The 24,930-nt window shown below is 29.8% G+C and carries 28 protein-coding genes, 1 tRNA gene and 1 other annotated feature; of the genes, 28 read left to right on the top strand and 1 reads right to left on the bottom strand.

The genetic code is table 11. From position 1 onward, the window contains the following. Position 1: 1 nt before the first annotated feature. The 11 genes from CM240_RS12295 to disA all read left to right on the top strand — a co-directional run bounded on the left by CM240_RS12295 (position 2) and on the right by disA (position 12,441). Positions 2 to 1,231 (top strand): sensor histidine kinase, encoded by a 1,230-nt coding sequence (locus CM240_RS12295; RefSeq protein ID WP_044039422.1) that lies wholly within the window; start codon positions 2 to 4, stop codon positions 1,229 to 1,231. Positions 1,232 to 1,348: 117 nt separating this feature from the next. Then, positions 1,349 to 2,038 (top strand): ABC transporter ATP-binding protein, encoded by a 690-nt coding sequence (locus tag CM240_RS12290; protein WP_044039421.1) that lies wholly within the window; start codon positions 1,349 to 1,351, stop codon positions 2,036 to 2,038. Next, positions 2,028 to 4,526 (top strand): ABC transporter permease, encoded by a 2,499-nt coding sequence (locus CM240_RS12285; RefSeq protein ID WP_044039420.1) that lies wholly within the window; start codon positions 2,028 to 2,030, stop codon positions 4,524 to 4,526. Before CM240_RS12290 ends, CM240_RS12285 begins: the two co-directional genes overlap by 11 nt. Positions 4,527 to 4,680: 154 nt before the next feature. Next, positions 4,681 to 4,917, top strand: coding sequence for a hypothetical protein (locus tag CM240_RS12280; protein ID WP_044039419.1), 237 nt, complete (start codon positions 4,681 to 4,683; stop codon positions 4,915 to 4,917). After that, positions 4,880 to 5,053, top strand: a complete 174-nt coding sequence (locus tag CM240_RS17555) for a hypothetical protein (protein WP_162148689.1) — start codon at positions 4,880 to 4,882, stop codon at positions 5,051 to 5,053. Before CM240_RS12280 ends, CM240_RS17555 begins: the two co-directional genes overlap by 38 nt. Before the next feature lie 125 nt (positions 5,054 to 5,178). Beyond that, positions 5,179 to 5,823, top strand: coding sequence for a histidine phosphatase family protein (locus tag CM240_RS12275; protein WP_044039418.1), 645 nt, complete (start codon positions 5,179 to 5,181; stop codon positions 5,821 to 5,823). A 90-nt stretch (positions 5,824 to 5,913) separates the two neighbouring features. Beyond that, positions 5,914 to 6,447 carry a UvrB/UvrC motif-containing protein gene (locus tag CM240_RS12270; RefSeq protein WP_044039417.1) on the top strand — a complete coding sequence of 178 codons (534 nt, stop codon included), beginning with the start codon at positions 5,914 to 5,916 and terminating at the stop codon, positions 6,445 to 6,447. Further along, the gene (locus CM240_RS12265) at positions 6,431 to 7,429 is read left to right on the top strand and encodes a hypothetical protein (RefSeq protein WP_044039416.1); all 999 of its coding nucleotides are present in this window, start codon (positions 6,431 to 6,433) and stop codon (positions 7,427 to 7,429) included. Before CM240_RS12270 ends, CM240_RS12265 begins: the two co-directional genes overlap by 17 nt. Before the next feature lie 12 nt (positions 7,430 to 7,441). Continuing rightward, a complete protein-coding gene (locus CM240_RS12260) occupies positions 7,442 to 9,877 on the top strand; it encodes an ATP-dependent Clp protease ATP-binding subunit (RefSeq protein ID WP_044039415.1) in 2,436 nt (811 codons plus the stop codon). A gap of 99 nt (positions 9,878 to 9,976) precedes the next feature. Next, positions 9,977 to 11,353 carry a DNA repair protein RadA gene (radA, locus tag CM240_RS12255; RefSeq protein ID WP_044039414.1) on the top strand — a complete coding sequence of 459 codons (1,377 nt, stop codon included), beginning with the start codon at positions 9,977 to 9,979 and terminating at the stop codon, positions 11,351 to 11,353. Positions 11,354 to 11,370: 17 nt separating this feature from the next. After that, a complete protein-coding gene (gene disA / locus CM240_RS12250; RefSeq protein ID WP_044039413.1) occupies positions 11,371 to 12,441 on the top strand; it encodes a DNA integrity scanning diadenylate cyclase DisA in 1,071 nt (356 codons plus the stop codon). Between the two features lie 15 nt (positions 12,442 to 12,456). Here disA and CM240_RS12245 read toward each other — a convergent pair whose 3' ends face one another. Next, positions 12,457 to 12,858, bottom strand: coding sequence for a nucleoside triphosphate pyrophosphohydrolase family protein (locus CM240_RS12245; protein ID WP_044039412.1), 402 nt, complete (start codon positions 12,856 to 12,858; stop codon positions 12,457 to 12,459). A 209-nt stretch (positions 12,859 to 13,067) separates the two neighbouring features. On the opposite strand from CM240_RS12245, the gene CM240_RS12240 reads away from it, so the two are divergent. From CM240_RS12240 to licT, 17 genes are all read left to right on the top strand, one after another. Next, entirely contained in the window at positions 13,068 to 14,165 is a 1,098-nt protein-coding gene (locus CM240_RS12240; RefSeq protein WP_044039411.1) for a PIN/TRAM domain-containing protein, read from the top strand. 10 nt (positions 14,166 to 14,175) lie between these two features. After that, a complete protein-coding gene (gene ispD / locus CM240_RS12235) occupies positions 14,176 to 14,856 on the top strand; it encodes a 2-C-methyl-D-erythritol 4-phosphate cytidylyltransferase (RefSeq protein ID WP_044039410.1) in 681 nt (226 codons plus the stop codon). A 126-nt stretch (positions 14,857 to 14,982) separates the two neighbouring features. Next, complete coding sequence (cysS, locus tag CM240_RS12230; protein ID WP_044039409.1) at positions 14,983 to 16,374, top strand: cysteine--tRNA ligase; 1,392 nt, start codon at positions 14,983 to 14,985, stop codon at positions 16,372 to 16,374. A 123-nt stretch (positions 16,375 to 16,497) separates the two neighbouring features. Then, positions 16,498 to 16,932, top strand: a complete 435-nt coding sequence (locus tag CM240_RS12225; RefSeq protein WP_044039408.1) for a Mini-ribonuclease 3 — start codon at positions 16,498 to 16,500, stop codon at positions 16,930 to 16,932. Then, positions 16,922 to 17,722, top strand: coding sequence for a 23S rRNA (guanosine(2251)-2'-O)-methyltransferase RlmB (gene rlmB / locus CM240_RS12220; protein WP_044039407.1), 801 nt, complete (start codon positions 16,922 to 16,924; stop codon positions 17,720 to 17,722). The genes CM240_RS12225 and rlmB overlap by 11 nt, the downstream gene beginning before the upstream one ends. 5 nt (positions 17,723 to 17,727) lie before the next feature. After that, positions 17,728 to 18,243 (top strand): NYN domain-containing protein, encoded by a 516-nt coding sequence (locus CM240_RS12215; protein ID WP_044039406.1) that lies wholly within the window; start codon positions 17,728 to 17,730, stop codon positions 18,241 to 18,243. Between the two features lie 77 nt (positions 18,244 to 18,320). Next, the gene (sigH, locus tag CM240_RS12210; RefSeq protein ID WP_044039405.1) at positions 18,321 to 18,968 is read left to right on the top strand and encodes an RNA polymerase sporulation sigma factor SigH; all 648 of its coding nucleotides are present in this window, start codon (positions 18,321 to 18,323) and stop codon (positions 18,966 to 18,968) included. 54 nt (positions 18,969 to 19,022) lie between these two features. Beyond that, positions 19,023 to 19,098 (top strand) — tRNA-Thr (locus CM240_RS12205). A 73-nt stretch (positions 19,099 to 19,171) separates the two neighbouring features. Beyond that, a complete protein-coding gene (tuf, locus tag CM240_RS12200; protein WP_044039404.1) occupies positions 19,172 to 20,365 on the top strand; it encodes an elongation factor Tu in 1,194 nt (397 codons plus the stop codon). 186 nt (positions 20,366 to 20,551) lie between these two features. After that, complete coding sequence (rpmG, locus tag CM240_RS17255) at positions 20,552 to 20,701, top strand: 50S ribosomal protein L33 (protein WP_084485436.1); 150 nt, start codon at positions 20,552 to 20,554, stop codon at positions 20,699 to 20,701. A 30-nt stretch (positions 20,702 to 20,731) separates the two neighbouring features. After that, positions 20,732 to 20,962 (top strand): preprotein translocase subunit SecE, encoded by a 231-nt coding sequence (gene secE, locus CM240_RS12195; protein WP_044039403.1) that lies wholly within the window; start codon positions 20,732 to 20,734, stop codon positions 20,960 to 20,962. 41 nt (positions 20,963 to 21,003) lie between these two features. After that, positions 21,004 to 21,528, top strand: coding sequence for a transcription termination/antitermination protein NusG (nusG, locus tag CM240_RS12190; RefSeq protein WP_044039402.1), 525 nt, complete (start codon positions 21,004 to 21,006; stop codon positions 21,526 to 21,528). Positions 21,529 to 21,603: 75 nt separating this feature from the next. Further along, positions 21,604 to 22,029, top strand: coding sequence for a 50S ribosomal protein L11 (gene rplK, locus CM240_RS12185; RefSeq protein WP_044039401.1), 426 nt, complete (start codon positions 21,604 to 21,606; stop codon positions 22,027 to 22,029). 57 nt (positions 22,030 to 22,086) lie between these two features. Further along, positions 22,087 to 22,776: a 50S ribosomal protein L1 gene (rplA, locus tag CM240_RS12180; protein ID WP_044039400.1), complete on the top strand. Its 690-nt coding sequence runs from the start codon at positions 22,087 to 22,089 to the stop codon at positions 22,774 to 22,776. Positions 22,777 to 22,828: 52 nt separating this feature from the next. Beyond that, positions 22,829 to 22,960 (top strand) — a sequence feature (ribosomal protein L10 leader region). Positions 22,961 to 22,988: 28 nt separating this feature from the next. Next, entirely contained in the window at positions 22,989 to 23,489 is a 501-nt protein-coding gene (gene rplJ, locus CM240_RS12175; RefSeq protein ID WP_044039399.1) for a 50S ribosomal protein L10, read from the top strand. 57 nt (positions 23,490 to 23,546) lie between these two features. Further along, positions 23,547 to 23,909 (top strand): 50S ribosomal protein L7/L12, encoded by a 363-nt coding sequence (gene rplL / locus CM240_RS12170; protein WP_044039398.1) that lies wholly within the window; start codon positions 23,547 to 23,549, stop codon positions 23,907 to 23,909. 137 nt (positions 23,910 to 24,046) lie between these two features. Continuing rightward, positions 24,047 to 24,886: a BglG family transcription antiterminator LicT gene (licT, locus tag CM240_RS12165; protein ID WP_044039397.1), complete on the top strand. Its 840-nt coding sequence runs from the start codon at positions 24,047 to 24,049 to the stop codon at positions 24,884 to 24,886. The last annotated feature ends 44 nt before the right edge of the window (positions 24,887 to 24,930 follow it).

Genomic DNA, 24,930 nt, shown 5'->3' with positions numbered 1-24,930 from the left:
TATGGAATATATATATCAAAATAAACAAGTTAAGAAGTCAATTATATTTATAATGGTAATTATTATTTTGATTTTAAGTATAGGCTATATTAGCTCTAGTATTATAAATATTAAGATAGCTAATTATATAAGAAATGAAGAAGCTGCTCTTATAGGAGAAGTATATTCAATAGATGAGAAAGTAGGGGAAGAAGTAGTATCAACAATAACAAAAGGTAAGATTGTTGATAATGATATTGAAAAAGGTAAGGAACTATTGAAGAATTATGGATATAGTGAGTATGAAGTCAAAGATAAGAATTCAGATATAGTGATATATATTAATGTAACTATTGCAATAATTATGTTTTTATTAGTATGTATTCTTATAGTAAAAGAGATATTTACATATAAGGAATTTTTTAAACCGATAGAAAGAATTAATACGATAGTAGAAAAGATAATAGATGGAAATAGGGAAATTAGATTAGTAGAAAATGATGAAGGGCAATTTTATAGATTAAGTAGTAATATAAACAGTCTTACTAGAATTTTAAATAATGCAGCTATTATGCTTAAGAAAGAAAAAGAATTTCTTAAAAATTTAATATCAGATATATCACATCAATTAAAAACGCCTTTAACAACATTAATTATATATAATGATTTATTAGTGGATGACATTATAGGTGATGATAAAAAGAAAGAAATATTTGAAACATCTAGAGTAGTGTTGTCAAAAATGCAATGGCTTATAATTAATCTTCTTAAGTTAGCTACATTAGAATCATCAGCATTGGAGTTTAAAAAAGAAAATTGTATTATAAAAGATGTTGTAATAGAGTCTATAAATAAGCTTAAAGCTAAGATTAATGAAAAAAATGTAACTATAGATTTAGCAATGGATAATGAATCTTTAATTTTAGATAAAGGATGGACTGAAGAGGCATTGATAAATGTGATAAAGAATGCAATAGAGCATTCTAACTATAATGGTGAAATAAAAATACATAGTGAAAATACTTTGGTATATTATAAGTTAATAGTAGAGGATTTTGGAGAAGGTATTGATGAGAAAGATATAATAAATGTATTTAAAAGATTTTATAAAGGAAAATCTTCAAGTAAAGATTCAATTGGCATAGGGTTAGCTTTATGTAAGTCTATAATTGAGGGGCAAGGTGGAAAGGTAGCTATTGAAAGTAAAAAGGGATATGGTACAAAATTTATTTTTACATTTATTAAAGTATAAAAAGGTTGTTGCATAATTAATTGCACGACCTTTTTTTATCTTACTAATTTGTAAGGTTTTCTTTAATGTGATAGTAAGATTTACAATATACAATTAAGATATAAGGAGTGATGAGGTTTGGAAATATTAGAAGTAAGAGGGTTAAGTAAAATATATGGTAAAGCTGAAAATGAAGTAAAGGCTTTAGATAATATAAATCTATCAATAAATAGTGGAGAATTTGTAGCTATTGTTGGGGCGTCAGGTTCTGGCAAAAGTACATTATTAAATATGATAGGAGGATTAGATAAACCTTCTTCAGGTGATGTTATCGTAGATGGTGATAATATAACAAAACTGAAAGAAAAAGAAGTAGCTATTTTTAGAAGAAGAAAAATAGGGTTTATTTTTCAATTTTATAATCTTATACAGGTTCTTAATGTAGAAGAGAATATAGCACTTCCAATATCCTTAGACCATGGAAAAGTAGACAAGAAATATATGGAAGATATAATTAAAATTTTAGGACTAGAAAATAGGAAAAGACATTTGCCAAGTCAGTTGTCAGGAGGACAACAACAAAGAGTTTCTATAGGAAGAGCTTTGGCATATAAACCAAGTTTAATACTAGCTGATGAGCCTACAGGAAATTTAGATAGTAAAAATTCTAAAGAAGTGATTCAACTGTTGAAGGTAATGGCTAAAAAGTATAATCAAACATTAATAGTTATTACCCATGATCTTAATTTGGCAGCTGAGGCTGATAGAATGATAACTATTGATGATGGGCGAATTATAAAAGATGAGGTGATAGCTGGTGATAGGTAAGTATACAGATATAAGTAAAAGAAATTTATTAATAAATAAAAAAAGAACGATTTTAGTGTCTATTGGAATAATTCTTTCTGTATCATTAATTACAGCCATGGCTACATTTCTTATATCTGTACAGAAATATAATATAGAAGGAATTAGAGAGTATAGGGATTATCATGTTCTGTATAAAAATATCAATGAAAAAAATAAAAATGTTATAAGTAAGTATGGGACAATAGAAAAATATTGCTTTTATAATGAAGTTGGTGAATATAAGTTAGGACATGAAATGGTACAAACTATTTCTACGGATATAGATGGTATTGAGGTATTAGGATATAAGTTAGTATCAGGTAGATTGCCTAAAAGCAGTAATGAGATAGTTATAGATAATAATAAATATTGTAGTTATGGAAGAGATATTGAAGTAGGTACTGATGTAACTTTAATGGAGGAGGAAAATGAGATTCAGTATACTGTTGTGGGTATTATTGAAAAGAAAGAATGGAATGGTCCTATAGCGGTAGTTTTTAATGATAAAAATTCGCAAATGGGGGCTATTGTTAAAATAAAAGAAGATAGTAGATTAAGAAAAAATATAGATAAATTAAACGAAGTGCTAAAAAAGGATAATAATTCTATAGAGATAGAAGAAAATGATTCATTATTATCATATTTAGGAGCTAGTGAATATCAAAATATTAATAGTGAATTATATATAGTTATAATTATTTTAATTAGTATCGTAGTTATTTCAACAATAGTTATGATAAGTAATGCTTTTAATATAACTGTTACAGAAAGACTTAAGGAATTTGGATTGCTCAAAGCTATAGGAACGACACCATCTCAAATAAGAACTTTAGTTTTTATAGAGGCAACAATTATTGCTTTTATTTCTATACCAATAGGAATTATTATAGGATATCTGGGATTAAAATTAGTTTTAATATTGCTAAAAAACAGTTTGATTAGTGAGCTTGCAGAAGTAAATATAATTCTTAATATAAAGGTCATATTAATAGTTATAATAATAGGAATAGTAACAGTTTATTTATCAGCTTTAAGTTCAACGATTAAGGCTGGACGAGTATCACCATTAGAATGTATTAATAGTAGTACTGTTAATATAAAAAGAGTTCCTAGAGGGAGAATTATAAATAAAATTTTTAGGATAGAAGGATTATTAGCATTTAGAAATAGAAAAATTAATAGAAATAGGTATTATGTTACTATTGTATCTATGTCACTTAGCATAGCATTATTTATATCAATATCGACATCATTAACTAGATTATATGGTTCTATGGAGGAAGTCATAGATCCAAGTTCAGTTTATGACATGGAAATAATGTCTATGGATAATTCAGAGGATTATTCTGAAATTAAGGAGAAATTATTAAAATGTAAAGAAGTAAAGGATATAAAAGATATACGTTTTGGTGCTGAAGTTATTGGTTATGTTGATGAGGGAAAAACATTATCTTATTCTACTTATGAAGATAGATTTTCTATAGATGATAATACATTAGAAGCAATTCCTGTAGAAGTAATATTAATAGATAAAAGTTATGAATCATGGATAAAAACTAAGATAGATAATTTTAGTTATGGTGATTTAGTTAAAGAAAAAGGAGTAATATCTTTAGATGTAAAATGTTTTGATTCGGTTAAGGGAAAATATGTTTCAGGATATAATAATATACATAAAGGAGATAATTTATATTTAAGCGATATTACAGAAGTAGAATTACAAAAGAACAGTGATATAGGTAAAGGGATAGTTAGAAATTCTTTAAAAAAAGCAAATATTATGTATAATATGGTGTGTAAATTAGGAAGAGATACTTTTATATCAACATCAAATGGCATAATTATGATTATTCCCATAGAAAATTGGAAAGAAATACATTTAGGGGAAACAGAAAATATAAAATTATCTACAAATACTATTACATCTCTAGGAGTCAAATTGAAAGATAATTTAAATAAGGAACAATTAAATATTGTAAGAAAATCAATAAAGGATGAATTTGGAGATAGATATTACATAGATGATTTTTTAGAAGATAAAGAATATAATAATAAAAGAATAATGACAGTAAAAATATTTTCCTATAGTTTTATATTAATAATAACTTTAATATCAGTGTTAAATATAATAAATACAGTAAGTACAAATATTTTATTAAGAAAAAGAGAACTTAGTTCACTTAGAGCAATAGGAACATCGTTTTCTAGTATGAGAAAAATGCTTCTGATGGAAGGTATGATGTATGGTATCTATTCATCTATATATGGAAGTTTACTTGGTATAATTCTTGCTAATTTTATAGTTAAACAGATTTCAAATGTATTTGGAGTAATGAATATATTTCCTATAAAAGAGATTTTAATTGCAGTTGTAGTTTCTACATTATTAGGTATTGTGTCAATAATTATTCCACTAAATAGACTTAAAAAGGTATCAATTATAGATGGAATAAAAGCATTGGATTAATTTAACATAAAGTAAAAAAGGCTGTTGTAGCACTAATGAAATTAAATAGTGTTACAGCAGTTTTTTTATTTAGTTAAATTTTAATTTACATTGATATGTATAAAAAAATTATTTTTGCAAAAAATAGATACAAATAGATGAGGAGAAGAGAGCTATGCCAAGATATCGTTTAGACATTAATGGAGTAATAGAGTTAAGTGATTATAGTGCTATCTCTGATTATATACATATGGTTCAGAAAAATGATAATTTGACCATTGTATTTAATGAAAATAATAGTAACGATGGAGATATGGTATGTTCTATACTAGAAGGAACTAATTTTCAAATACAAAAAAGAGGGAGGGATAATGATGGGAAATTCATCATTTGTGCACAAAGAAAGTCATAATGATATGCCTAATTTAGTAAATACCTTTCACGATGCTTTTGGAGCTATGGAGCCTTTTTCATCTATTGATGATAAAAGTAAAATGCAAAGTAAGTTGAAAGAAATATTAAGTAGTGATGGTCCCATATGGAAATAATAAAGGGTTAGCTGATGCTAATCCTTTATTATTTATCACAAATATATTTATCTATGTTATTATAATACATAATAATATATTTATGGTATAATGATTAAAAAATATTTGGAGGAATTTACAAAAATATGACAAAGTTATATTTAGTTAGACATGGAGAAACGGAATGGAATTTACAGCATAGAATGCAAGGCTGGAGTAATTCTGATTTAAGTAGTAATGGTATAAAACAAGCTATGTTATTAAGAGATAGATTAAAAAAAGAAAAAATTGATGTAATATATACTTCACCGCTAGGGAGGACTATAGAAACGTCTAAGATATTAGCGGGAGATATGAATATTCCAATAATACCTGTAGAAAATTTAAAAGAAATGTATATAGGTAATTGGGAAGGGTATAATCAAGATGAGATAAAGAATTTTAATGAAGAACAATTATATAATTTTTGGAACAAACCACATTTGTTTATTCCAGATGGAGGGGAAACATTTGAAGAAGTAAGAAGAAGAGTGGTAGGAGAGACTTTAAAAATTTTAAAAAATAACGATGATAAGAATATAGTTATAGTGACACATTGTATTGCTTTAAAGAGCATATTAAGTCATTTTGAAGGAAGAGATATATCAAAGCTATGGGAACCACCTGTAATTCATCAAACAAGTTTATCGTTAATAGAATATGATAATAAAAATGGACAAAGTTCTATTGAGTTATATGGTGATGTAACACACTTAGGAGAGTTATACAAGACGAAAGTAAAAGGTGTATAGATATTATCATGAATAGCTGAAAAATAAAATATATTTATAGAAGTAGAAAAGTATCACTTTCTTAACTACATAAGGAGAGGAGAGAAAGCTATGTTGTGTGATATATGTAAAAAAAACAATGCAACAATTCTGATAACAAAGATTGTAAATGGAGAAAAAAAGGAACTAAATGTATGTGAATATTGTGCCAGGGAGAAGACTGATTTCTTTTTTGGAGAAGATTTAGATTTTATAAATAAATTTTCATTTCAAAATATTTTAAGCGATATTATGGATTATGTTAATGAGAATAAAAAGGAAGATATAATAAAAACAATAGTATGTAATAAGTGCGGTACTACATTAGAGGAATTTAAGAAGACAGGATTATTGGGATGTGATAATTGTTATAATGAATTTTCATCTAATATAGAAAGTATAGCAAAGAGATTACAAGGTAGTATAGAGCATAAGGGGAAAATTCCATTACGTGAAGGGAAAATGCTAGTCAGAGAGAAGTATTTAACAAAACTAAAATTTGAGATGCAAAAAGTTATTGAAGAAGAAAACTTTGAAAGAGCAGCGGAGATAAGAGATGAAATAAAAAAAATAGAGTCAGAGGGTAATTATGATAAATTGGATTAAGAATAATAAAAGTAATATTGTTTTATCGACAAAAGTAAGTTTATCAAGGAATCTTAAGAGATATCCATTTCCTCATAAATGTAGCGATGATGAAGGAAAGGATATAGTAGAAAAGGTATATAATGTAGTATCAGAATATAAAGAAGAGGATTTAAAGTTGATTTCTTTAACAGATGCTAAAGAATTAGATAAATTGGAGTTAATTAGTAAAAGCATTGTAAGTGATAATGTAAAAGGTAGTTCTGCAGTCATTATTAATGAAGAAGAAACTGTAGCGTTAATGATTAATGAAGAGGATCATATAAAAATTCAATGTATAACAGGAGGATTTGATATTGAAAATCCATATGATTGTTGTAATGATATAGATGATTTAATTGAGGATACCTATGATTATGCTTATGAAAGTAAGTATGGATACTTAACTTCATCTCCAATGAATCTTGGTACCGGAATGAAAGTAACTGTAGTTATGCATTTACCAGCACTAGTTATGAAAAAGCAAATTCAGAGTATAGAGGAGAATATAAATAAAATTGGGGTAGGAATAAACTCTCTATATTTAAATGAGCCAGAAAGCAATTTGTATGAAGTGTATAATAAGATAACTTTAGGATTAACAGAAGAAGAGATAATGGCAAACTTAAAAGCTGTAGTAGAAGAGATATGTTCAAAAGAGATTTCTTGTAGAGAAAAATTAAGAGAAAAACTAAGGTATGAGTTGGAAGATAAGATTTGTAGAGCTTTGGGAATATTGAATAGTGCAATTATAATAAGTTTTAAAGAATCATTAAAATTGCTATCATATGTTAGAAATGGTATAGAATTGGGAACAATAAAGAATATACCTATTGAAAAAATAAATAGGCTTCTTTTAGAAATAGAACCATCGATAATAAGAGTCAAATATAAAGAACAGTTAGAAGAAAAAACAGAAGGGTTTATTAGAGCTAGGGTTATAAAAGATTTATTGAAAGAGTAGGGGTGATTTTCAATGATGTTTGGTAGATTTACAGAGAGATCTCAAAAAATTATATATTATGCAAGAGAAGAAGCACAGAGACTGAGACATAATTATGTAGGAACGGAACATCTTTTACTAGGGATTCTTAGAGAACAAGAAGGAGTTGCAAAAAAGGCATTAAATGATGTAGGTTTAACATTAGAAAAAGTAAGATCTTTGGTAGAACAATATGTTGGATATGGAGATAAAGAGGGATATATTAATGAAATTCCACTGACTCCAAGAACAAAGAGAATATTAGAACTTAGTTATCAGGAAGCAAGGGAATTAAATCATAATTATATAAGTCCCGAACACATATTATTGGCTTTAATTAGAGATGGAGAAGGTGTTGCATATACTATATTAGTAAATGTAGACATTGATTTTAATAAGTTAAATAAATTAATTAATGAGAATATGGCATCTCAAGATAAGAATGTAAAAGTGGGAAAAGTCGAGAATAAATCAGAGCCGACACCAAATTTAGATCAGTTCGGAAGAGATCTTACAGTAATGGCTAGTGAAGGGAAATTAGATCCTGTTATAGGAAGAGACAAAGAAACGGAAAGAGTTTTAGAGATATTACTTAGAAGAACTAAAAATAATCCATGTCTAATTGGAGAACCTGGAGTTGGTAAAACAGCTATTGCTGAAGGCTTGGCACAAAAAATAATAGAAGGAAATGTACCAGAAATATTAAAGGATAAAAGAGTAATAACATTAGACTTACCTTCTATGGTAGCTGGCTCTAAATATAGAGGAGAATTTGAAGATCGATTAAAACGAGTAATGGGTGAAATTAGAAAGGCCGGTAATATTTTAGTGTTTATTGATGAAATTCATACTATAATAGGAGCTGGTGGAGCAGAAGGAGCTATTGATGCATCTAATATACTAAAGCCTTCTTTATCTAGAGGTGAAATACAGTGTATTGGAGCAACTACTATTGATGAATATAGAAAATATATAGAAAAGGATGCAGCACTTGAAAGAAGATTTCAACCAGTTATGGTTGGAGAACCAACAATGGATGAAACAAGTCAGATTTTAAAAGGATTAAGAGATAAATATGAAGCACATCATAGAGTGAAAATTACAGATGATGCTATAGAGGCAGCTGTAGTTTTATCAAATAGATATATAACAGATAGATATTTACCAGATAAGGCTATAGATCTTATAGATGAAGCATCGGCAAAAGTTAGAATGAAAAACTTGACAACGCCACCAGATTTAAAAGAATTAGAAGAAGCTCTTGAGGTAGTAAGTAAAGAGAAATCTGATGCTATAGGAGTGCAAGATTTTGAAAAAGCTGCTCGACTTAGAGATGAAGAAAAAGAAGTAAAAGCAAAGTTGCAAGAATTTAAACAAGAATGGAAAACTAAAAGTAATGAATATGATCCTATAGTAGGAGAGAAAGAAGTAGCCAATGTTGTATCAACATGGACTAATATACCAGTAGAGAAGCTTACTGAAAGTGAGTCTAGTAGGCTATTGAATTTAGAAAATATACTTCATGATAGAGTTATAGGTCAAGAAGAAGCAGTAAAGTCTGTAGCTAGAGCAGTTAGAAGAGCTAGAGTGGGTCTAAAAGATCCGAAAAGACCTATAGGATCCTTTATATTCTTAGGACCTACAGGAGTTGGAAAAACAGAGCTATCTAAAGCTTTAGCAGAAGCTATGTTTGGAGATGAAAACTCTATGATAAGAGTTGATATGTCTGAATTTATGGAAAAACATACTGTGGCAAAGCTTATTGGAGCTCCTCCAGGATACGTAGGATTTGATGAAGGTGGTCAATTAACAGAAAAAGTTAGAAGAAAACCATATTCCGTAATATTATTTGATGAGATAGAAAAAGCACATCCAGAAGTATTTAATATATTGCTTCAAATTTTGGAAGACGGTGTACTTACTGATGGTAAGGGAAAGACTGTTAACTTTAGAAATACAATAATTATTCTTACATCAAATGTTGGAGCACATACAATAAAGAAACAGAAAACATTAGGATTTTCAACAACTGAAGCTGCAAGAGCTAATGAATATGAAAAAATGAAAGAAAATATAATGAATGAATTAAAGAAGAGTTTTAGACCAGAATTCTTAAATAGAATTGATGATATAATTGTATTTCATCAGTTAGAGGAAAAGGATATAGAAAAGATAGTTAAATTAATGCTAAGGAGCGTTACAAGTAGATTAGAAGAACAAGATATCTTTTTAACATTTACAGATAAAGCAGAAAAATATCTTTGTAATGAAGGGTTTAATCAAGAATATGGAGCAAGACCACTTAGAAGGACTATAACAAAAAAAGTGGAAGATATGTTATCAGAAGAGATTCTTCTTGGTAATGTGGTAAAAGGAAATGCTATAATAATAGCTGAGGAAAATGATAAATTAGTAATTAATAAAAAATAAAATCTTTTTGCTGATTTAGCTATATCATAATTTAATATTGATTAAATTATGATATAGCTTTTAAAAGTGTTTAACAAAAGAAAGGAGTAGGTGAAGAGGTTGGCAAAAATTAAAAGTGTATATGTATGCCAGGAATGTGGCTATGAGAATCCTAAATGGATGGGAAAGTGCCCAGAGTGTAATAAGTGGAATTCTATGGTTGAAGAAATCAGAGAAGCAAAAACGACATCTACACCTGTAAATTCTTTAACTACCTTAACAGGTAATGCATCTGTTCCTAAAAGTATAGGTAATATAAAATCTGGAGAGAAGGAAAGAATTGATACTGGTGTAAAAGAGCTTAATAGAGTTTTAGGTGGAGGTTTGGTAAAAGGATCACTTACTTTAATATCTGGAGCGCCAGGAATAGGTAAATCTACATTATTACTTCAAACGGCTTATAATATTAGTAAAAATTCAGGGAAAGTATTATATATATCTGGTGAGGAATCAGAAGAACAAATAAAAATAAGAGGAGATCGTTTAGGGGTAAAAAGTGAAGAATTATTTATTGTATCCGAAACTAATATGGATATAATAGAAGAACATATAAATAATTTGTCACCAGCATTTGTAATAATTGATTCTATTCAAACGGTATTTAAATCATCAGTGGCATCAGCGCCAGGAAGTGTCTCACAAGTTAGAGAGTGTTCAAATATAATTATGAGACTAGGTAAAAAAGAAAATATACCTTTTTTTATTGTAGCACATGTTACTAAACAAGGGGAACTTGCAGGTCCTAGAGTTTTAGAACATATGGTAGATACAGTTTTATCTTTTGAAGGAGAGAGAACAGAAGAATTTAGAATACTTAGAACGATGAAAAATCGTTTTGGAACTACATCAGAAATAGGAGTATTCGAGATGAGTGAAGAAGGATTGGTGGAGATAAGTAATCCATCAATGATTTTTTTAGAAGAAACAAATTTTGAAGTAGAAGGTTCTGTAGTTATAGGAATTATAGAAGGTAGTAGACCGATGCTTGTGGAAATACAGGCTTTAGTATCAGAGACGAAGTCACCTATGCCAAGAAGAACATCAGTGGGAGTAGATCATGCTAGAGTTAACTTAATATTGGCTGTTTTAGAAAAAAAATTAAAAATTCCTTTTTATAATTGTGATGTATACATAAACGTAGTAGGAGGACTTAATATAGAAGGTACATTAGGAGATTTAGGTCTAGCTATAGCCCTTGTCAGTTCTATAAAAGGTAAGGTTAGTAAGTATGAGAAAATAGCTATTGTAGGGGAATTAGGACTTACAGGTGAAATAAGACCTATAAGTTTCTGTGATAGGATTATTAATGAAGCAGAAAAAATGGGATTTAAAAATATTGTAATTCCATATAGAAATAGCTTAAAATGTAAGAGGAATAATATAAATATTATAGGTGTATCTTCTTTAAAAGAATGTATATTAAAAATATTTTCATAAGGGGGTGAAGGTTTTAAATGAATAAGAGGTTACAAAAAGATAAAGAATTAGTAAGTATTTTAAAATTATTGGCACCGGGTACAGCACTAAGGGAAGGACTAGAAAATATACTTAGGGCTAAAACTGGAGGATTAATTGTACTAGGAAATTCAGACGATGTAATGAGGGTAGTTGATGGTGGATTTCAAATTAATGCAGAATATAATCCGGCATATATATATGAATTAGCTAAAATGGATGGAGCAATTATAATAAGCAGTGATTTAAAAAAAATAATTTCTGCAAATGTACAATTGGTACCAGATTCATCACTAGTTACTCATGAAACGGGAACTAGACATAGAACTGCACAAAGAGTGGCTAAAGATGCTGGTGTAATTACTGTAGCTATTTCTCAAAGAAGAAATATAATAACTTTATATAAAGATGATATAAAGTATGTACTTAGAGATAGCTCAATAATATTAGCTAGAGCTAATCAAGCGATACAAACTTTAGAAAAGTATGTATCTGTACTAGAAAGAGTAGTTTCTAATTTGAATCTTTTAGAATTTCAAGATTTAGTTACACTATTTGATGTAGCTACTGCTATTCAAAGAACAGAAATGGTTATGAGAATTGTAGAGGAAATCGAGAGATTTATAGTGGAACTTGGTAATGAGGGAAGACTTATATCTATGCAGCTGAATGAGCTTATACGTAATATAGAAAGAGAAGGATTGCTTATTATAAGAGATTATTGTGATGAAACTAAATCACCGATAGATATATATAAGGATATACAGAAGTTAGATTCTGATGAATTCTTAGATCTTGAAGAGATTTCAGATGTTTTAGGATATAATAATGTACCATTAGTTGACACATTATTGTCACCAAAAGGTTATAGAATGATAAGTAAGATACCTAGAATACCGACTAATGTAATCGAGAATTTAGTAGACTATTTTAAAGAATTAAAAGGAATAATGGAAGCATCTTATGATGAGTTAGATCAAGTAGAAGGTATAGGAGAAGCTAGAGCTAAAGCAATAAGAAACGGGTTAAGAAGATTAAGAGAGCAATTTATTTTAGATAAGCAAATATAGATATTCTATATTTGCTTATCTAAAAGTGAATTTTCCGAGCATGGAGCTTTTTTCATATTCTTTTAGCAATGTATCATAAAGATTTATATTTAAAGTGTTACATAATGAAAATAAATAGAAAAAGTGATTTCCAAGTTCACTTTCTATTATATCTACACAATTTTCACATAAATTCCCGGTAATATGAGAAGAAGGTGATTGATGTAAATTAGCATCGCAGTCTTCTTTATCGGAACAAAGGACCTGTTTTTCAGCAGATAGCTTTACGCAACCACAATTAGTCACAGCTTTTGTTACAGCGCGATTTAATCTGGATTCAGATTCTTGTAATTTGCTTAAAATATCAAGTAAACTTTTATGTCTAATGAGTGAATCTTCAACACAAGATTGAAATTCGTCGAAAATAACATCTTTCAAAGTTCACATCTCCTTCATTTAACAAATTAATATACAGGTTAATTTGTATATTTAAATTGTTTTTATAATACATCAACAAATTTGAAAAGTATAGGGGGATTTATTATAGTTTACTTATATTTCAATAAGTGTTAAGTAATTTATAGAATATAGAAAAAATAGATTAAAAAATCAATGTCATGGCAAAGATATAATAAGGAGGTGTTTATGTGATACGAAAAGTAATTAGAATTATTCTCACAATTATGGGAGTAATGTTAGGTTATTTTTTAGCAAATAGTATATTATCTATTGAAGGAATATCTCATATAGATAATATAAGAGAAAACTTAGTATTAGCAATGTCGTCATGTATTATATTTAGTTTAATAATAGGAATTATTTTTTATTTTATTTCACCGTTATTAATAAAATTGTTATTTAATTTTATGGAATACATAGAAAAGTATACGCAAAAGATGGCTATGATAGATATACTATTAGGGGCTACAGGAGGTATAATAGGATTATTAATAGGGGTTCTGATTGGAACACTTTTCGCTAGTATATCTGAATTCTTTGCGATACTATCAATAATAGGTTCATTAAGTCTTGCAATTATATGCGGAGATATAGCTGTTAAAAAGAAAGAAGAGATTATAGCATTTTTTACAGGGTTAAATAGAAGAAATAACTCCAAAGAAAAAAAGGGTAAAAGATCTAATAATTTTGGGGAGGTACCTAAAGTATTAGATACATCAGTAATAATAGATGGTAGAATTCTAGATATATCTGGAACTGGATTTATAGAAGGTCCCCTTGTAATACCTCAATTTGTATTAGATGAATTAAGACATATTTCTGATTCTGCTGATGATTTAAAAAGAACAAAAGGTAGACGTGGGTTAGATATATTAAACAAAATTCAAAAAGATTTACCTATAGAAGTTCAAATTAGCGATATGGATTTTCCGGATATTACAGAAGTTGATAGTAAATTATTAAAATTGGCACAAGTTTTAAATGGCAAAGTAGTAACTAATGATTTCAATTTGAATAAGGTAGCAGAATTTCAAGGGGTTCCGGTACTTAATATAAATGATTTAGCCAATGCTATAAAACCTGTACTTTTACCTGGAGAAGAGCTAAAACTTCAAATTATAAAAGAAGGTAAAGAAAATAACCAAGGAATTGGATATTTAGATGATGGTACTATGATAGTTGTAGAAAATGGAAAAAGGTACATAGGGGAGTTTATTGATGCATCTGTTACATCAGTTCTTCAGACATCAGCCGGTAGAATGATATTTGCAACACGTAAGAGTTAAGGAGAAAATTATGAATAAGAATATAGCTATAATTTTAGGAGCTGGAAAAGGAAGCCGAATGAAGCTTGGATATAACAAACAGTTTTTAGAATTAAGAGATGAGCCTATAATTGTAAGAAATATTAGAACTTTCGAAAATCACTGTGAAATTAATGGTATTTATATAGTTTCATCAAAAGAAGAGATTGATAAGTTTAATAAATTAATTGAAAAATATAATTTTAAAAAAGTAAGAGGAATTATTGAAGGTGGAAAAGAAAGAGCTGATTCAGTACTAAATGGCTTGAGAGGAATAGAGCAATGTAATATTGTCCTTATTCATGATGGAGCAAGACCTTTTGTGTCTGAAAATATAATATCAGAAGGTATAAAATATGCTAAAAAATACAGAGCAGCAGCACCAGGGGTTAAGGTTAAAGATACTATTAAGCAAATAAATGAGGATGGATTTTCTATAGGAACTGTGGATAGAGAAGTATTGATTTCTATACAGACACCTCAATGTTTTCAGTATGAGGACATATTAAAAGCCCATGAATTTGCTAAAAAAAATGATATTATTCTTACTGATGATACTAGTGCTATAGAAACATTGGGAATTCATAGTTATATATATTCAGGAGATTATAATAATATAAAAATAACTACTGCTGAGGACATTGCAATTGCAGAGAAGATATTAGAAAACTAACTTTTATAAGTGGTTTTCTTTTTCTATTTTATAAGTTATATTATTATGTAGTATAAATTTATTTATATGATGACACAGGTACATAATGGTTTTATAATAGAATATATAGTTTAGGAGGGAATTGGAATGAAGATATATAATACTTTGACTAAAAAAAAGGAAGAGTTTAAAACTATCAATCCTGGAGAAGTCAAAATGTATGTATGTGGTCCTACTGTGTATAATTTTTTTCATATAGGAAATGCAAGAACATTTATAATTTTTGATACAGTAAGAAGATACTTAGAGTATAGAGGATATGAAGTAAAATTTATTCAAAACTTTACTGATATAGATGATAAAATGATAAAAAGAGCTAATGAAGAAGGGATTACCGTTAAAGAACTTGGAGATAAGTATATAAATGAATATTATAAAGATGCGGATAATCTTAAATTAAAGAGAGCCACTTGTAATCCAAGAGCTACAGATCATATGGATGAAATTATAGAGTTTATTAAAGGATTAGTAGATAAAGGATTAGCTTATGAAGTAGAAGGTGATGTATATTTTTCTACAAAGGAATTTAAAGATTATGGTAAGCTATCAGGACAAAATATCGAAGATTTACAATCCGGGGCAAGAATAAGTGTTGACGAAAGAAAGAAGGAGCCGATAGATTTTGCTCTTTGGAAAAATCAAAAACCAGGTGAACCAGCATGGGAAAGTCCATGGGGAATGGGAAGACCAGGATGGCATATTGAGTGTTCTTGTATGGCCCACAATTTATTAGGTGATACTATTGATATACATGCTGGTGGAGCTGACTTAGTATTTCCACATCATGAAAATGAAATAGCACAGAGTGAAGGCAGAAGTGGAAAGAATTTTGCAAACTATTGGATGCATTCGGCATATTTGAATGTTAATAATGTAAAGATGTCTAAATCATTAAACAACTTTTTTACAACAAGAGATATTTTAGAAAAATATGATGCAGAAGTTATTAGATTATTTATGCTTAGTGGTCATTATAGAACACCACTTAATTTTACTATGGAATTATTAGATTCAACTAAATCAGGATTAGATAGAATGTATAACGCTTTAAATAACTTATATTCATTATTAGGCGAAGTAAGTAAAGAGAATAGTGATGATGAGTTTTTACAAGTTTTAGATGGATATAGAGATAAGTTCATAGAGAAAATGGATGATGATTTTAATACTGCTGATGCAATATCTGTTATTTTTGATTTAGTTAAGGATATAAACATAAAGGTTAACATAAATAGTTCAGTGAGTGTTATAGAAAAATCAATAGCAATATTAAGAGAGCTTGGAGCACCTCTTGGAATACTTCAAAAGGAAATAAGCAATTCATTAGAAGAAGAGGTAGAAAATCTTATAGCAGAAAGACAAAAGGCAAGACAAGAAAAGAACTGGGCTTTAGCTGACGAAATTAGAGATAAATTAAAAGCTATGGATATAATATTAGAAGATACTCCACAAGGTGTGAGATGGAGTAAAAAAAGTTAGTATATTTTTAAGATACAGTTAGTGATATAAAATGTATTACTAACTGTATTTTTACTATACTGTAGCGAAATATAGTAAGATTTATTATAATTAATTTAAGAATTTTTGAAATGAGGAAAGTATATGGAGTTTAATATATTAAAAGGAAAACTTACTCATCAAGAGATCAGAGGATTAAACCCTTTAGTGTTAGCATATATAGGAGATGCAGTGTATGAAGTTTTTGTAAGAACCTATATAGTTTCAGAAAATAAAAATGTAAAAGTTCATGGTTTACATAAACTATCTATTAACTTAGTCAAGGCAGAAGGTCAAAGCAACATGATGAAATGTATTCTGAATGAATTAAATGAAAATGAAACGTACATTTTTAAAAGAGGAAGAAATGCAAAATCTGGAACCGTACCTAAACATGCAGATCTTATAGATTATAGAATGGCTACTGGATTTGAAGCGTTAATAGGGTATTTATATTTAATAGAGGATATGGATAGACTTAATTATATATTAGAAACATCACTATCATTATACAAGGAGAAAATAAATAATGAAAAATAATAAAAAAATTAGTAAGAATAACGATAATAATTACTATACAAATAAATCAAGTAAAAGCGAAGAAATAAGAGAAGATATTATTGAGGGAAAAAATGGCGTAACTGAAGCCATAAAACATAATAGAACTATAGAACAAATTTTAGTTGTTAAAGGTATAAATTCTGTAATTCCTATTATAAACATGGCTAAAGAAAAAGGAATAGTAGTTAAAGAAGTGGACAAAAGAAAGTTAGATTCTTTAGCACAAACTTCAAATCATCAAGGTGTCATTGCTATTGTAACACCATATAAATATTTTACTGTGGAAGATATATTAAAAGATGCAAAAGATAAAAATGAAGATCCTTTTATAGTTATACTAGATGAAATAGAAGATCCTCATAACTTAGGAGCTATAATTAGAAGTGCTGAAGTTTGTGGAGCACATGGTATTATAATTCCTAAAAGAAGGAACATAGGTGTTACATCTGTAGTATATAAAACTTCTGCAGGAGCAGCTGAATATATGAAAGTAGCTAAAGTTACTAATATAAACAAAACTATAGATACTTTAAAAGAATTAGGTATATGGGTGTATGGAGCCGATATGAATGGAGGATATTGTTACGAGACAAATCTCAAAGGTCCTTTAGCTCTTGTTATAGGAAGTGAAGGTAAAGGAATATCGAAGTTAACAAAGGATAAATGTGATGTTATGATAAAGATCCCAATGAAGGGTAAAGTTAATTCATTAAATGCATCTGTTGCCGGTGGGATACTTATGTATGAAATAATGAAACAAAGGATTTGAAAATAATGAGATACATATTTATTGATGGATATAATATCATAAATAGTTGGTCTGATTTAGCTATAGGTAAAGATGAAACTTTAGAAAATTCAAGGCAAAGGCTAATAGAGATACTTGAAAATTATGTTGCTATGAGAGAAGATAAGTTATATTTAGTTTTCGATGCTCATCTTAGTAAGGGGAGCATCGAAAAAGAAGAAAAAACAAATAATATAACGGTGGTATTTACAAAAGAAGGCGAAACGGCAGATAGCTATATAGAACGCAAAGTTAATTTAATAGGAAGAAAAAAAGAAGTTATTGTAGTGACTAATGATAATTTAGAGCAACAAACTATATTTCAAAGAGGTGCTACAAGAATGTCTTCTATAGAATTTAATAATGAAGTGAAAAAATCACAGAATTCTCTAAGAGAAGAAATTAGTAAGATAAATAGTAAAACTAGAACAACATTAGTGGATAGCATAGAAGATGAAGAAGTAAGAAAGAAATTGGAAAGAATTAGGAGAAATTTACTATAAACCTTGACTACGTAATATTGTTTTCTTATAATTTATCTTGGGGATTGGTATGATAATATGAGATATATGAGGGGGAAATGGTGAATAGAATGGAAGAAGTTGCAACAGAAACTGAAATATTTGGACAAAGTTTAGATGAAGAAGTAGTCATGAAAGCAAAAATGGGTAATGTATTTGCGCAAGAATATTTAATAAATAAATATTCGAATGTAGTGAAAACGAAAGCTAAATCCTATTTTCTAATAGGAGCAGATAAAGAGGATATATATCAAGAAGGAATGATTGGTTTATATAAGGCGATAAGGGATTTTAAGCCAGATAAGCTATCTTCATTTAGGGCGTTTGCAGAATTATGCATAACAAGACAGATTATAACAGCTATAAAGACAGCAACAAGGCAAAAGCATATACCATTAAATACTTATGTATCCATAAATAAACCAATTTATGATGAAGAGTCAGATCGAACACTTTTAGATGTGTTATCAACTATAAAAGTTTGTGATCCAGAAGAGCTTATGATAAGTAAAGAAGAATTATCTAAAATGGGTGATGACATAGGCAAGGTATTATCAGATTTAGAGATGATAGTATTATCTTCTTATCTGCAAGGAAAGTCTTATCAAGAGATAGCTTGCGACTTAGAAAGAAGGCCTAAATCTATAGATAATGCACTACAAAGAGTGAAGAGGAAGCTAGAGAAGTGTTTGATAAAAAAAACTTGACATAAAATATATTAACATTTAGAATATATAATTGGTTAATAAGTTATGAGAACTGCCCATATAGCTCAGTTGGCAGAGCGTCACCTTGGTAAGGTGGAGGTCACCGGTTCAATCCCGGTTATGGGCTCCAGATACAAAACACTTGGGTGAGTGTATCTCATCCTATTAACATAATAAATAAGATTTGTTAGGAGGAATTAACAATGGCAAAGGCAAAGTTTGAAAGAAGTAAGCCACACGTAAATATTGGAACAATCGGTCACGTAGACCACGGTAAGACAACATTAACAGCTGCAATCACAACTGTATTATCACTTGCAGGTGGAGCAGAAGCATTCAAATATGACGAAATAGATAAAGCACCAGAAGAAAAAGAAAGAGGAATCACAATCAACACAGCACACGTTGAATATGAAACTCCAAACAGACACTACGCACACGTAGACTGTCCAGGACACGCTGACTATGTAAAGAACATGATTACAGGAGCAGCACAAATGGATGGAGCTATCTTAGTTGTATCAGCAGCAGATGGTCCAATGCCACAAACAAGAGAACACATCCTATTAGCATCAAGAGTAGGTGTACAATACATCGTAGTATTCTTAAACAAAGCTGATATGGTAGACGATCCAGAATTACTAGAATTAGTAGAAATGGAAGTTAGAGAATTATTAAATGAATACGGATTCCCAGGAGATGATACTCCAGTAATCACAGGATCAGCATTACAAGCATTAGAAAACCCAACAGATGCTGAAAAATCAAAATGCATCCATGAATTAATGGCAGCAGTAGATGAATATATCCCAACTCCAGAAAGAGAAACAGACAAAGCATTCTTAATGCCAGTAGAAGATGTATTCACAATCACAGGAAGAGGAACAGTTGCAACAGGAAGAGTTGAAACTGGAGTACTTCATGTAGGAGACGAAGTAGAAATCGTTGGTATGCAAGAAGAAATCAGAAAGACAACAGTAACAGGAATCGAAATGTTCAGAAAGTTACTAGATGAAGCACAAGCAGGAGATAACATCGGAGCATTATTAAGAGGTATCCAAAGAACTGACATCGAAAGAGGTCAAGTATTAGCAAAAGTTGGATCAGTAACTCCACACAAGAAATTCGTAGGTCAAGTATACGTATTAAAGAAAGAAGAAGGAGGAAGACACACTCCATTCTTCGATGGATATAGACCACAATTCTACTTCAGAACAACAGACGTAACAGGATCAATCAAGTTACCAGAAGGAGTAGAAATGGTAATGCCAGGAGACCACATTGATATGAACGTTGAGTTAATCACTCCAGTAGCTATGGATGAAAACTTAAGATTCGCTATCAGAGAAGGTGGAAGAACTGTAGGTTCAGGAGTTGTTACTTCTATCGTTGAATAATTAAGAAAGTTTATAATGGACCAAGTGAAAACTTGGTCTGTTTAAAGATAATATAATTAATAAAAAGTGGAAAATATAAATTAGTTGACATGAATATTCTCTTATGGTACATTACTATAAGTAACTTTAAGTGAAAAATGTAAATGATATATATTTTTAACTTGTGATAAGTAGGAGGTGTTGATTGTGAGAGTGAAGATAACACTAGCATGCACAGATTGTAAGCAAAGAAATTATAATACGATGAAAAATAAGAAAAACGACCCAGATAGAATAGAGTCAAGAAAATACTGCAAATTCTGCCACAAGCACACACTTCATAAAGAAACAAAGTAATCCACTAAATTGAGTTGGGGTGTAAGAATTATGGATGTTAAGGAAAATAAAAAAGTTAAAAAAGCGAAGTCAGGTCATAAAAAATCACCTTTTAGAGTTATAAAGGGATTAGTATCTGAATTAAAGAAAATAACTTGGGCTACAAAAGAAGACATTCAAAAGGCGACACTATCAGTAGTGGTTGTGTGTGGCATCTTTGTCATTGCTATGGCTTTGTTGGATCTTGGTTTTAGTAACCTCTATCAAGCTATCTTTAAGTAAAAGGAGGTTATGAAATAACAAAGGTTATTTCGTGGAGTAAAATGAGTGATAAACTAAGATGGTATGTTGTTCATACGTATTCAGGATATGAAAATAAAGTTAAAGCTAACTTAGAAAAAACTATAGAAAATAGAAATCTTAGAGAGCTTATCCCAGACATAATTGTTCCAGAGGAAGAAGAAGCTGAGGAAAAGAATGGTGAAACAAAAATCACTAAAAAGAAGGTTTTTCCAGGTTATGTAATTGTTCATATGATGATGAACGATGAAACTTGGTATATAGTTAGAAATACTAGAGGAGTTACTGGATTTGTAGGACCTGATCCTAAGATACCAGTACCGCTTACCGATGAAGAGGTTGAAGCTATGGGTATAAACTTAAATACCGTTGCTATGGACTTGGAGGTAGGAGAAACTGTTAGTATAACTAATGGAGCTTTTGAAGGAATGAGTGCTGTTATCGAAGAGATAAATAACGATAAGGGCAAAGTAAAAGCATTAGTTAATATGTTTAGCAGGGAAATCCCAGCTGAACTTGAATTTAAACAAATAGAAAAAATAGACTAATTAGCTATTGAGGCGTTAGCCTTTAATAGTGGGAGGAATTTATTCCGCCATACCACAATTCAGGAGGTGTAAATTATGGCTAAGAAAGTCATGGGTTTAATTAAACTTCAACTGCCAGCAGGTAAGGCAACACCAGCACCACCAGTTGGACCTGCACTAGGACAACATGGTGTTAATATCATGGCATTCTGTAAAGAATACAACGCAAAGACTGCTAATCAAGCAGGATTAACAATTCCAGTTGTAATTACAGTATATCAAGACAGATCATTCAGCTTTATATTAAAAACTCCACCAGCAGCTGTTCTATTAAAGAAAGAAGCTGGATTAGAGAGTGGTTCAGGAGTACCTAACAAGACTAAGGTTGGTAAGGTTACTACAGAACAAATAAAGAAGATTGCTGAATTAAAGATGCCAGATTTAAATGCTGGATCTTTAGAAGCTGCTATGAGCATGATTTCTGGTACTGCTAGAAGTATGGGTATCGAAGTAGTAGAATAATAACATTGTAAATTAGTGGGAGGTAACAACCGTTAGTACCACAAAGGAGGATAAGACATGGGAAAGAATTATGTAGAAAGCGTAAAGCTAATAGATAAAAATGTTCTTTACTCAACTGATGAAGCTATGGATTTAGCTATAAAAACAGCTAAAGCTAAATTTGATGAGACTATTGAACTACATGTTAGATTAGGTGTAGATCCAAGACATGCAGATCAACAAGTAAGAGGTGCGGTAGTATTACCACATGGTACTGGTAAGTCTGTAAGAGTACTTGTTTTCGCTAAGGGTGAAAAGGCTAAAGAAGCAGAAGCTGCAGGTGCTGAATTTGTAGGTGCTGAAGATTTAGCTGATAAGATCCAAAAGGAAAACTGGTTTGATTTCGATATAGTTGTAGCAACTCCAGATATGATGGGTGTTGTTGGTAGATTAGGTAGAGTATTAGGACCTAAGGGATTAATGCCAAACCCTAAATCAGGAACAGTTACTTTTGATGTAACTAAAGCTATAGAAGAAATTAAAGCTGGTAAAGTTGAATATAGAGTTGATAAAACAGCTATCGTTCACGTTCCAGTTGGAAAGAAATCTTTTGGAGCTGAAAAGTTAAAGGAAAACTTCCAAACTTTAATGGAAGCTTTAATCAAAGCTAAGCCAGCAGCAGCAAAAGGACAATATATTAAGTCTGTTTCAGTGTCTAGCACAATGGGACCTGGAATCAAGCTTAACCCAAACAGAGTTTTAGACTAATTATTATTGACATAACATAATAATTATGTTAATATATGATTCGTGTGAAAATGAAATATAATGTGCTCATCCGTAGACAGTAGGTGGCTATGCCGTAACGTGAAAACAACCTACCGAGGTAGCTGACTAATAGATTACTATGGTCTCTTCTTGTGTCTACGGGGAGGCCTTTAATTATTATACAGGTCAAATCTGTAAGGAGGTGGACGTAGATGGCAAGCAATAACAGAACTATTAAAGAAGCTAAAGTTCAAGAAATAAAAGAAAAAATGCAAAATGCTAAGTCTATAGTGTTAACAAAGTATCAAGGAAACAAAGCTGATGAAGATACAGAGTTAAGAAAGACTTTAAGAGAAGCTGGAGTAGAATATAAAATCTACAAAAACAACTTAGTATTATTAGCTGCTAAGGAATTAGGATTTGAAGGTTTAGAAGAGCATTTAGAAGGACCAGTTGCAGTTGCTTTTGGTTATGAAGATGCTACTGCACCAGCTAGATTATTAAATGAGTTTGGTAAAAACCATAAAGCTATTCAATTAAAAGCTGGTATAGTTGAAGGTACTGTATATGGTACTGAAACAATTAAGCAAATAGCAGAAATTCCTTCAAGAGAAGTACTTATTGCGAAGTTCCTTGGAAGCATCAAGTCTCCAGTATCAAACTTTGCTTACTTATTAAGTGCTATAAGCGAAAAGAAGGAACAAGAAGCTTAATGTGAATTTTAACATTAAAGAATATTAGATTTAAAAATTTCGGAGGTGCAATTTATAATGGATAAGAATCAAATAATTGAAGCTATAAAGAACATGAGCGTTTTAGAATTAAATGAATTAGTTAAGGCTTGCGAAGAAGAATTCGGAGTTTCAGCTGCTGCTCCTGTAGCAGTTGCTGGTGCAGTTGCTGGTGGTGCTGCTGCTGAAGAAAAAACTGAATTCAACGTAATCTTAAAAGAAGCTAAAGAAAAAATCAAAGTAATCAAAGCAGTTAGAGAATTAACTGGTTTAGGATTAAAAGAAGCTAAGGAAATCGTAGACGGAGCTCCTAAGGCTATAAAAGAAGGCGTTGCTAAAGAAGAAGCTGAAGCAATGAAAGCTAAATTAGAAGAAGCTGGAGCTGTTGTAGAATTACAATAGTCCATAAAATTAAAGGAGCGGAATTACGCTCCTTTTTTTTATTTATATTAAAGCATATTTCTGTTTTTTTTAATATAAATTTATAATATACTAAGTATATGACTATTGTAAAATTAATATAGCTTGGAGTGATAGGTATGGTGATTTTAAAAGTTCTCAATAATAATGCTGCAACCACCATAGATCCTAATACTGATAATGAAATGGTTATTATGGGTAGGGGATTAGCTTTTGGAAAGAAAAGTGGAGATGAAGTAGATAAAAGTAGAATAGAAAAAATATTTACTTTAGAAGATGAAGGTGGAATTGATAAAGTTAAAAACATGCTTAAGAATATACCAGAAGAAGTGTTAGATTGTTCTGAGGTTATAATTTCACATTGTGAATCTGAGTTTAATTGTAAGCTGAGTGATCATATCTATTTATCTTTAGCTGATCATATAACATTTTCTTTAAAAAGATATAAAGATAATATGATGGTAAAAAACAATCTTTTGTGGGAAATAAAAAGAATACATAAAAAAGAATATAATGAAGGGGTATGGGCATTAAACTATATTAATTCTAGATTTGGTGTGGAGTTACCAATGGATGAGGCTGGTTTTATAGCTTTTCATTTTATAAATGCCTTAAACAATGTTGAGGTTACAGAAACATTAGCAGTTACTAAATTGGTACAAGAAATAAGCTGTATTATTGAAAAAACATTTAAAATAAAGTTTAAAGACAATGATATATCCTATGATAGGCTTATCACTCACTTAAAATTCTTTTCTCATAGATTGTTTAATAAGATTAAGATAGAGAATAAAGAAGATGAATTTTTAAAACTAATAGAGCAACAATATAATCAATCGTATAAGTGTGCGATGAAGATTAAGAGGTTCTTAAAAAAACAATATGATTATGATGTAGAAGATGCTGAGATAGTATACTTAAGTATGCATATCCAAAGAGTGGTTAATAATAATGTATAGTATTATATAGTAAAAAAGAGATGTTGCTATAAAACATTGTAGAT

Source organism: Clostridium bornimense, assembly GCF_000577895.1.
Lineage (GTDB): Bacteria > Bacillota > Clostridia > Clostridiales > Clostridiaceae > Clostridium_AN > Clostridium_AN bornimense.
The sequence above is the reverse complement of the archived record's forward strand: the minus strand, read 5'-3'. Positions and strand labels throughout refer to the sequence as shown.